Source organism: Lactobacillus sp. ESL0700, from assembly GCF_029392095.1.
Lineage (GTDB): Bacteria > Bacillota > Bacilli > Lactobacillales > Lactobacillaceae > Lactobacillus.
The window spans coordinates 1,362,345-1,370,000 of sequence record NZ_CP113930.1 but is presented as its reverse complement, the minus strand read 5'-3'; the positions used below and the strand labels follow the sequence as shown (position 1 = coordinate 1,370,000).

Here is a 7,656-nt window from a genome sequence, read left to right as displayed (position 1 = left end):
GAAGGAGGGACGCAGGAGGCAAGGAACGCATGGCGCTGGAAGCCATGTTCAAGCGATAAGTGAGAGAGTGAGTCAAATGCTTGCTTTCGATAATCACAAGTCGTGATGAGGAGCGAAATAAAGTAGCGAAGGTTCTGTAGTCACACTGCCAAGAAAAGCTTCTAGTGAGAGATAACGTACCCGTACCGCAAACCGACACAGGTAGTCGAGTGGAGAACACTAAGGTGAGCGAGAGAACTCTCGTTAAGGAACTCGGCAAAATCGCCCCGTAACTTCGGAAGAAGGGGTGCTGGTGTAACAGCCAGCCGCAGTGAATAGGCCCAAACAACTGTTTATCAAAAACACAGGTATCTGCAAAGTCGTAAGACGACGTATAGGTGCTGACACCTGCCCGGTGCTGGAAGGTTAAGGAGAGAGCTTAGTCGTAAGACGAAGGTTCGAACTGAAGCCCCAGTAAACGGCGGCCGTAACTATAACGGTCCTAAGGTAGCGAAATTCCTTGTCGGGTAAGTTCCGACCTGCACGAAAGGTGTAATGATTTGGGCACTGTCTCAACGAGAGACTCGGTGAAATTATAATACCCGTGAAGATGCGGGTTACCCGCGACAGGACGGAAAGACCCCATGGAGCTTTACTGCAATTTGATATTGGGTAGCTGTTAAACATGTACAGGATAGGTAGGAGCCAGAGAAGATAGGACGCTAGTCTTATTGGAGGCAATGTTGGGATACTACCCTTGTTTGATGGCTACTCTAACTAGTATCTCTAAGCGAGATATAGGACAGTGTCAGATGGGCAGTTTGACTGGGGCGGTCGCCTCCTAAAGAGTAACGGAGGCGCCCAAAGGTTCCCTCAGAATGGTTGGAAATCATTCACAGAGTGTAAAGGTATAAGGGAGCTTGACTGCGAGAGAGACAACTCGAGCAGGGACGAAAGTCGGGCTTAGTGATCTGGTGGTACCGCATGGAAGGGCCATCACTCAACGGATAAAAGCTACCCTGGGGATAACAGGCTTATCTCCCCCAAGAGTTCACATCGACGGGGAGGTTTGGCACCTCGATGTCGGCTCGTCGCATCCTGGGGCTGAAGTTGGTCCCAAGGGTTGGGCTGTTCGCCCATTAAAGCGGCACGCGAGCTGGGTTCAGAACGTCGTGAGACAGTTCGGTCCCTATCCGTCGTGGGCGTTGGAAATTTGAGAGGAGCTGTCCTTAGTACGAGAGGACCGGGATGGACATACCGCTGGTGTACCAGTTGTCTTGCCAAAGGCATAGCTGGGTAGCTAAGTATGGCAGGGATAAGCGCTGAAAGCATCTAAGTGCGAAGCCCCCCTCAAGATGAGATTTCCCATACGAAAGTAGTAAGACACCTCTAAGACTAAGAGGTAGATAGGCTAGGAGTGGAAGAGTCGTGAGACTTGGAGCGGACTAGTACTAATCAGTCGAGGACTTGACCAGAGCTTGAGCAATCTGGGATTGTGAGTAAGGATTTTCAAGAGATTATATTTAGTTTTGAGTGTAAGAACTCAAAAGAAAAAGTACGGTGGCAATAGCAAGAAGGAAACACCTGTAACCATGTCGAACACAGTAGTTAAGCTTCTTCACGCCGAGAGTAGTTGGTAGGAGACTGCCTGCGAGGGTAGGACGCTGCCGTGCTTTTTTAATATTCCGGCTTAGCTCAGTTGGTAGAGCGCTTGACTGTTAATCAAGATGTCGTCAGTTCGAGTCTGACAGCCGGAGTATATTGGAGCGTTGTCCGAGTGGCTTAAGGAGCATGATTGGAAATCATGTATACGGGTTTTAATCCTGTATCGAGAGTTCAAATCTCTCACGCTCCGTATGTACGTTAAGAAGTCTTGATTTATCAAGGCTTCTTTTCTTTATATTTGATTCGACATGACTAATTGATACAAAAAAATTAAAGAAAGCCTATGCCTTGTAATAGAATAGTGAAAAGCCTGTTAAACTAATGTTTAGCAGGCTTTATTTTGCTTACGATACAGAAACAGATTAAATAAATAAGCAAATAGATCAATGAGAGTTTAAACATGCCTTAGGATTAACCTTGATCTTACTCAAACGTATGGACTAATTTTTGACTGAATAAAATGATTTCAAATTATTTCATTTCATCTCTAGCTTGAAAGTAGTTTCTTTCCTCATTTAGCCAAAAATCATGTTCGGTTACCAAGCTGTTTAATCAAATGAGCGGTATTACCACCGACTAGGGTATTAGCAGCTACATCTTTAGTTACCACTGCTCCAGCAGCAATAATTGCATTCTCGTTAATAGTAACTCCTAGCGGGATTACCGCGTTACCACAATCCAAACATTGTTGCTGACAACAATTCTTTTTCCAAATTCAAGCCCAGTTTGACGAATTTGGGCATCAGTAGGATGACCAGCGGTATAAAAGCTGACACGTGGACTAACTAAAACATTATCACCAATGATAATTTGATTAACATCCAAAAAAATACAGTCCATGTTGGCGTAAAAATTATTGCCTATTTTTGTATGACGTCCGTAATCGACATAAAGAGGGGGGAACTACGTAACTATTTTTGCCCAAGTTAGCAAAAAGTTGCCTTTCCAGAGCTATTATTTTTTCTTTATCAGTGATTTTTTCTTGGCTAATTTTTTGCGCAATTATTTTACCATGAATTGAGTTATTTTCTGGTTTAATATTTGCGGCTTGATATAATTTTCCTTTTAACATCTGGTGATAATAAAAATCTTCGGTCATAATCGTACTCCCTAAAAATCTTTATAAATTAATTTTATTTTACTAGATTTTTAATTATAGTTCAGTAAAAAATTACGAATTTTGCAAAAAAAGCAAAAAAAAGATAGACAAGACCGCGACCTTTTGCTATAGTATTAAGAGTAGTCATGAGATGACAACGACCTCGGAGGATTAGCTCAGCTGGGAGAGCATCTGCCTTACAAGCAGGAGGTCACAGGTTCGAGCCCTGTATCCTCCATAATAATGGTGGTGTGAAAGATTTGCACCGCCATTATTTATGGAAATAATTAAATATTATTTTTCAGAATTGAGAAAGAATTCTTGCATTTTTCAAAGTATCTAGTATACTGGTTAAAGTGCTTTGATTCAGGCTATGACCCGTTGGTCAAGTGGTTAAGACATCGCCCTTTCACGGCGGTAACATGGGTTCAAATCCCGTACGGGTCACTTTGGAGGATTAGCTCAGCTGGGAGAGCATCTGCCTTACAAGCAGGAGGTCACAGGTTCGAGCCCTGTATCCTCCATCGTTCTAAGACTACCGAATCTACGGTAGTCTTTTTTTATACAAAAAGAACGAAACAATTTAATATTTATCGGTTCAAGTCCTGAGAGGATCCGCTAAGTAAGTGGAGATGCCTTGTAACCGAATAGCTGTTGTCTATATAGGGGGACTATTGTGGAAAAACGTTTATTTACTTCGGAATCTGTTTCTGAAGGACATCCAGATAAGATTGCAGACCAAATTTCTGATGCGATTTTAGATGCGATTATTGCTCAAGATTCAGATGCACACGTCGCCTGTGAAACTATTGTTACCACGGGAATTGTGTATGTGTTTGGTGAAATATCGACTAGTGCTTATGTTGATATTCAGTCAATTGTTCGTAAGACAGTTTTACGGATAGGTTATGATAAGCCAGAACTTGGCTTTGATGGCAATAATTGCGCTGTATTAGTTGATATCGATGAGCAATCACCTGATATTGCTGATGGTGTTGATCATTCGCTAGAAACTCGTGAAAATCAGTCTGACGAAGATAATTTGGATCAAATTGGTGCGGGTGATCAAGGTTTAATGTTTGGCTTTGCAATTAAGGAAACGCCAGAGTTAATGCCGCTGCCAATTTCACTTGCGCACCGGTTAATGCGTCAAGTTGCGCAATTGCGTAAAGATAGGACTTTAACATGGTTACGTCCAGATTCTAAAGCACAAGTTACCGTTGAATATGATGAAACCGGTAAGCCTAAGCGGGTTGATACGGTTGTCATTTCAACGCAAACTGATGATCAAGTTACTAATGAAGAAATCCGTCAAGCAATGATTGATTTAGTCATTAATAAGGTCATTCCAGCTAAGTACCTAGATGAGCAAACAAAATACCTGATTAACCCTTCTGGTCGCTTTGTAATCGGGGGACCTAAAGGTGATTCTGGTTTAACTGGCCGCAAGATCATCGTTGATACTTACGGTGGTTATGCTCGTCATGGTGGTGGCGCCTTTTCCGGTAAAGATCCGACAAAGGTTGACCGCAGCGCTAGTTATGCGGCACGTTATGTTGCCAAAAACATCGTAGCTGCAGGTCTCGCATACCGCTGCGAAGTGCAGTTAGCTTATGCAATTGGTGTAGCTCATCCAGTATCAGTAATGATTGATACTGCTGGTACTGGAAAGGTTAGCGATGAGCTCTTGACGAAGGCAGTTCGGGAAATCTTTGATTTACGGCCAGCTGGGATTATCAAGATGCTTGACTTGCGCCGGCCAATATACGAGCAAACAGCAGCTTACGGTCATTTTGGTCGCACTGATATTGATTTGCCATGGGAAAAGACCGATAAGGTTCAGGCAATCTTGGATTTTGTAAAGAAAAATAAATAATTTTAAGGAGGAGCAATTATGAAAAAAACAAACGTACCTGTTGTTACGCTTGCGATTTTTATGACAACTTTTATGGCTGCGATTGAAGGAACGATTGTATCAACTGCAATGCCAACCATTGTTTCTGACCTGAATGGGTTGGAAATTATGAACTGGGTTGTTTCAATTTTCTTATTTATGACAGCTGTATCGACTCCTTTATACGGAAAACTGGCAGACAGCATTGGTCGCAAGCCAGTTTTTTTGTTTGGCATTGCGTTGTTTGTCGTTGGGTCAGCTCTTTGCGGTCAAGCACACAATATGATGGAGTTAATCTTGTTTCGGGTTGTGCAGGGCCTTGGCTCTGGTGCAGTTCAGCCTGTGGCAATGACAATTATTGCGGACTTGTATACTTTAAAAAAGCGCACCAAGATGCTTGGACTTAATTCCGGCTTCTGGGGAGTTGCGTCTGTTATCGCACCACTTCTGGGTGGCTTTATTGTTCAAAGCCTGTCTTGGCACTGGGTCTTTTACATCAATGTGCCGATTGGTTTAATCGCCTTCTTGCTAGTTGTGTTCTTTTTACATGAACCAAAGGAGAAGGTAGCAGTTAAGCTGGACGTTAAAGGTACGTGTTGGTTAACTGTTCTATTGTTAACCTTGATGTATGTATTGCAAGAATTAGGTTCGCTTAATTGGCTAATAACAGCCGCTCTAGTGATTTTAATTATTATTAGTGCAGTTGCCTTTTATCACGTTGAAAAGAAGGCAGATGACCCAATAATGCCACTCTCAATGCTTAAAGGCAGAGAGTTCCTCGCATTAAACCTGATTACCATGTTTATTTCAGGAGTTGTAATTGGTTTTGAATTTTATATTCCGACTTGGATGCAGGGAATCAAGGGGACAAGTGCTACAATTGCGGGCTTTGCCGTTACGCCAAGTTCTGTAATGTGGGTTGTTGGTTCATTCTTAATTGGTGGCTTGCTTGGTCGCTTTGGCGTTCGCAAAACTTTCTTCGGCATGCTTGGATTACTAGTAATTGCAGACCTGCTATTGCTGATTGTGCCCATGCAAACACCGTTCTGGGTATTTTGTGTCATTGCCACAATGAATGGTTTAGCTTTCGGTGCAATTATCACTGCGTCTCAAGTCCGTTCACAAGTCCTAGTTGAGCCTGAAAACGTGGGGGTTGCTACGTCATTTAATACGCTAATGCGTTATTTGGGACAGACGATGTTAGTTTCAATTTACGGCATTACATTTAATACGATTGTTGCTGGACAAATTGCAAAGCATCCGGCCTTGACCCAGGCAATGATGAACAAAATTGTGTCATCAGTTAAAGCCAAGGAATTGGCTGCTAACTTGGTGCCACAATTGCGGCAGGTATTGTTTAGCGCCCTAAAGGGTGTCTACGTTGTTTCAATGATTGCCATTGTGATTTCAATTTTGATTAACGCCAGTTATAAAAAGCAAAAAGAAAATTAAATAGGTTTATTTAAAAGGGCCAACAATTTAATTAAAAGTTGTTGGCCTTTTTTTGCTTAAATTTGGTATTGCTTTAGGAATAAATTGCACTTATAATTATTGCCAATTTAGTAAGGAGATAATTATATGGATAAAAACACAAAACAGGCTATTGAAAAATTAGCGGGTCAAAATCCAACCAATAATACGGTGAATGATGTAGCAATGACCGATGATGATTGGCTAGATAAAGCTGCCGAAAAGGTAAACGCGGTTTCTGGAGATACTTATGTTAAATTAAAAACCGGTTTATTAACGGTTAATCAATTAGAGGATTTTTTGAACGCAGTCATTTCCGAGATGGCATTTGTTGATGAAAATAATCAGTTTTTATATTTCAATGACGCAACAATGCCGTCTTTAGCTAATCGCAAACCAAAGAAAGCGCAGCTGGGTAACCCTCTAGGCGTTTGTCACCCAGAAAAGGTACAGAAAAATGTTGCTGCGGTCGTTGATCTGTTAAAATCCGGCAAAAAGAAAATTGCTAAAATTCCGATGCCAACCAGTAATCCTGACGAATACTTTGTTCATTACTATTGCGGCGTGTACAACAGCGATGGCGAGTATCGGGGAGTTAACGAACAGGTCTTTGATATGAAGCCCCTAGTTGATTGGTACCTTAAAAAGACAGGCCAGAAAATCATTAAGGATCCTGATGCTAAAGTTGATACATATACTGGGGCAACGTCACAAAAATCTAAAGATGACATTATTGATGCAATTTCTGAAGCATCACCTAAATAAAAAAAGCCGACGTTAGTCGACTTTTTTGTTAGCGGTTTATTCTTTTAGGTAGTAATGATACAAGAAGGAATAACCGATTAAGACAAAGGTAATTCCTTCTAAGAAGCCACCGAGAACATCTGACGGATAATGAACATGCGTGAAAATTCTGGTGTAGCCAATTAATAATGGAAAACAAGCCCAGATAATGCACAGAACTGTTTTAGCAGCCTTGTTCTTGATTAATAAAATAGTTAGGACGATTAAAATCCCGAATAAAGTAGCACTTCCGACAGAATGGCCAGATGGGAAACTATAGCCGTGAGCGGCAACCAAGTGGTGTACATATGGTCGGTGGCGGGCAATTGCGTGTTTGATAATCCAGTTATAGCCATTGGCTGCAATCATGGTTCCCGCCGTGAAAAAGGCATAGGCGTATTTTTTAAAAACCAGCAGAATAATGAATAAGATAAGCGTCTCAACCACAATGACACTCGTATTACCTAAATTGGTGAAAGTCGTTGCGAATTTAACATTGGCTGGGTTCGTATTACAGATAATTCCAATTATCGCATTGTCAAATTGATGAATAATTTGATTGCTTGAAGAAACTAGGATGGCCCAGACTGCATAAATGACCAAAAAGATTGTTGCGGGCACAATTGTGTCTCTTTTAGCGTGTGTTGTATTACTCAAATGTTTTTCTCCCCTTGTTTTTTTTAGCATTTGTGGTAAATTATAATCATTATTGATAAAAAAATAAAGGTCAGGAACTAGTAGCAATGATGTTTTTCCTTAGAGAAAA

Annotated in this window: 4 protein-coding genes, 5 tRNA genes, 2 rRNA genes, 1 pseudogene and 1 riboswitch (1 of these 13 cut by a window edge); of the genes and pseudogenes, 10 read left to right on the top strand and 2 right to left on the bottom strand. The window is 41.4% G+C overall.

The features are described from left to right. The 4 genes from OZX63_RS06495 to OZX63_RS06480 form a co-directional block, all read left to right on the top strand. Positions 1–1,454, top strand: a 23S ribosomal RNA gene (locus tag OZX63_RS06495) (it extends 1,456 nt beyond the left edge of the window). A gap of 81 nt (positions 1,455–1,535) precedes the next feature. Continuing rightward, positions 1,536–1,652: ribosomal RNA gene (gene rrf, locus OZX63_RS06490) — 5S ribosomal RNA — on the top strand. A gap of 11 nt (positions 1,653–1,663) precedes the next feature. After that, positions 1,664–1,736: transfer RNA gene (locus OZX63_RS06485), tRNA-Asn, on the top strand. A 6-nt stretch (positions 1,737–1,742) separates the two neighbouring features. Further along, positions 1,743–1,834 (top strand) — tRNA-Ser (locus OZX63_RS06480). Between the two features lie 281 nt (positions 1,835–2,115). Here OZX63_RS06480 and OZX63_RS06475 read toward each other — a convergent pair. Beyond that, positions 2,116–2,743, bottom strand: a pseudogene (locus OZX63_RS06475) (sugar O-acetyltransferase). 165 nt (positions 2,744–2,908) lie between these two features. Here OZX63_RS06475 and OZX63_RS06470 point away from each other — a divergent pair. The 6 genes from OZX63_RS06470 to OZX63_RS06445 all read left to right on the top strand — a co-directional run bounded on the left by OZX63_RS06470 (position 2,909) and on the right by OZX63_RS06445 (position 6,872). Further along, a tRNA-Val gene (locus tag OZX63_RS06470) sits at positions 2,909–2,981 on the top strand. A 137-nt stretch (positions 2,982–3,118) separates the two neighbouring features. Next, positions 3,119–3,190 (top strand) — tRNA-Glu (locus tag OZX63_RS06465). A 4-nt stretch (positions 3,191–3,194) separates the two neighbouring features. Continuing rightward, positions 3,195–3,267 (top strand) — tRNA-Val (locus OZX63_RS06460). A gap of 67 nt (positions 3,268–3,334) precedes the next feature. After that, positions 3,335–3,422, top strand: a riboswitch (SMK box riboswitch). Beyond that, the gene (gene metK / locus OZX63_RS06455) at positions 3,420–4,619 is read left to right on the top strand and encodes a methionine adenosyltransferase (protein WP_277142526.1); all 1,200 of its coding nucleotides are present in this window, start codon (positions 3,420–3,422) and stop codon (positions 4,617–4,619) included. (Overlaps the previous riboswitch by 3 nt.) 18 nt (positions 4,620–4,637) lie before the next feature. Then, a complete protein-coding gene (locus OZX63_RS06450; protein WP_277142524.1) occupies positions 4,638–6,089 on the top strand; it encodes an MDR family MFS transporter in 1,452 nt (483 codons plus the stop codon). A gap of 126 nt (positions 6,090–6,215) precedes the next feature. Continuing rightward, positions 6,216–6,872, top strand: coding sequence for a PAS domain-containing protein (locus OZX63_RS06445; RefSeq protein WP_277142522.1), 657 nt, complete (start codon positions 6,216–6,218; stop codon positions 6,870–6,872). A gap of 36 nt (positions 6,873–6,908) precedes the next feature. Here the strand turns inward: OZX63_RS06445 and OZX63_RS06440 are convergent, their stop codons facing one another. Next, positions 6,909–7,547: a phosphatase PAP2 family protein gene (locus OZX63_RS06440; RefSeq protein ID WP_277142520.1), complete on the bottom strand. Its 639-nt coding sequence runs from the start codon at positions 7,545–7,547 to the stop codon at positions 6,909–6,911. Positions 7,548–7,656 lie beyond the last annotated feature (109 nt).